Source organism: Sinorhizobium terangae (assembly GCF_009601505.1).
In the GTDB taxonomy this organism is placed as follows: domain Bacteria; phylum Pseudomonadota; class Alphaproteobacteria; order Rhizobiales; family Rhizobiaceae; genus Sinorhizobium; species Sinorhizobium terangae.
In genome coordinates, this window is record NZ_WITC01000016.1 from 1 (window position 1) to 1,408 (window position 1,408).

General features: G+C 67.9%; 1 protein-coding gene. It reads right to left on the reverse strand.

The features are described 5' to 3' along the window. On the reverse strand, window positions 1–1,408 hold a 1,408-nt coding region (locus tag GHK62_RS33440), incomplete at both ends, for a translocation/assembly module TamB domain-containing protein (RefSeq protein WP_475527060.1).

The window sequence follows — 1,408 nt, forward strand, 5'->3', positions numbered from 1 at the left end:
GTGCGGCCGTTCTCGGAGACCACGTCGGCACGCACATCGATCGCCTGGCCGCCGAGCGCGCCGGTTGCCGTCAGCTTGGCTTGCGGGCTGCCGGGCTTGGCTGTCACGTCGGCATTGATCGCCAGGTCCGTCAGGTTGCGGCCGGCCAGCGTTGCGCCGCTGGAGGTCATCTGAGCCTTGATGCCGAGTTCGTTGAGCGGGCCGGAGATGTCGGCGTTGAACGCCGCGTTGCCCTCAGCGTCCGCCAGCAATTTGCCGAGGTTGGGAAGCGTGCCTTCGATCGCCGCCGTCAGCGCGCCATCGGCAAGCGCGGCGGTGCCGCGGGCGTCGACGGTGCCGGACGAGAGATCAAGCGCGCTCAGTCGGACGCTGCCGCCTTCGCCGGTCTCGACCTTGCCGGAGATCGCGATCGTCCTGTCGAACTTCGTGGCGAGGCCGGGCGGCAGCAGATGCGGCTCGGCGAAGAGCTTGAAGTCGGCAGCGGCGGTTGCATTCGCGCGGTTGAGGCGGCCGGTGACGTTGCCGCGGAAGGCGCCGCTTTCGATCGTCAGCGGATCGAAGCGGACTTCGCCTTCGGCAACCGTGATCGTGCCTTTCGCCGTGACGTCCTGCGCGACGATGCCGGTGGAGCGAACCGACGCAATGGAGGCGCCGTTCCAGACGAGATCGTAGCCGACCACCGGCGCTGCGGCCGCCCCGCTGACATTGACGGTGCCGCCGATCGCGCCCTCGGCGCCGAGCGTCGGGGCGAAGGTGTTGATCAGGGTGGCGGGAAGCGCGTTGATTTGCGCCGAGATATCGAGTTGCTCGCCAACGGTGCCCGCGACGTCAATCGCGCCGTCCGACGCGAGAATGGTGAGATCGTCGAGGCGAACAACGCCGCTTTCGATAACGATGGTTTCCGGCGCGGCAAGCTGCAGGGGGACCCGCCTCGGTGCTGCCGAGAAGGAAGCGAGACGGATTTCCGTGCGACCGGCATCGCTGACGAGATCGCCCGTGGCTGCGACCGGCGCGCCGTCGTAGGCCGCATCGATCGTGAAGCCGGTCCGTTCTGCCTGCTGCTCGAAGGCGAGAGTGAGGCCCGAGAGGCGGTTTTCTCCCTGTCCGAGACTTTCCGCGCCGATCTTGCCTCGGATCGCCAGCTTGGCGATATCGGCGATGGTGATATCGGCGGTGGGCTTGGCAATCGTCAGCGCATCGCGGCTGATGCTGCCGCCGCTCGCCTTGAGCGCGATCGACGTAATGCCATTGACGGTGCGGACTGTTGCGGAACCGGCGAGATCGCCGGACGCGGTCTGGCCGGCCATGGCGGCCAGCAGGCCGAGATCGGGCAGGGTGAAGTCGATCGTGCCGTCCGGCTTGAAGTCGGGCGTCAGGTTGAGCGCGCCGGTCAGCCGGTTGTCGCCGA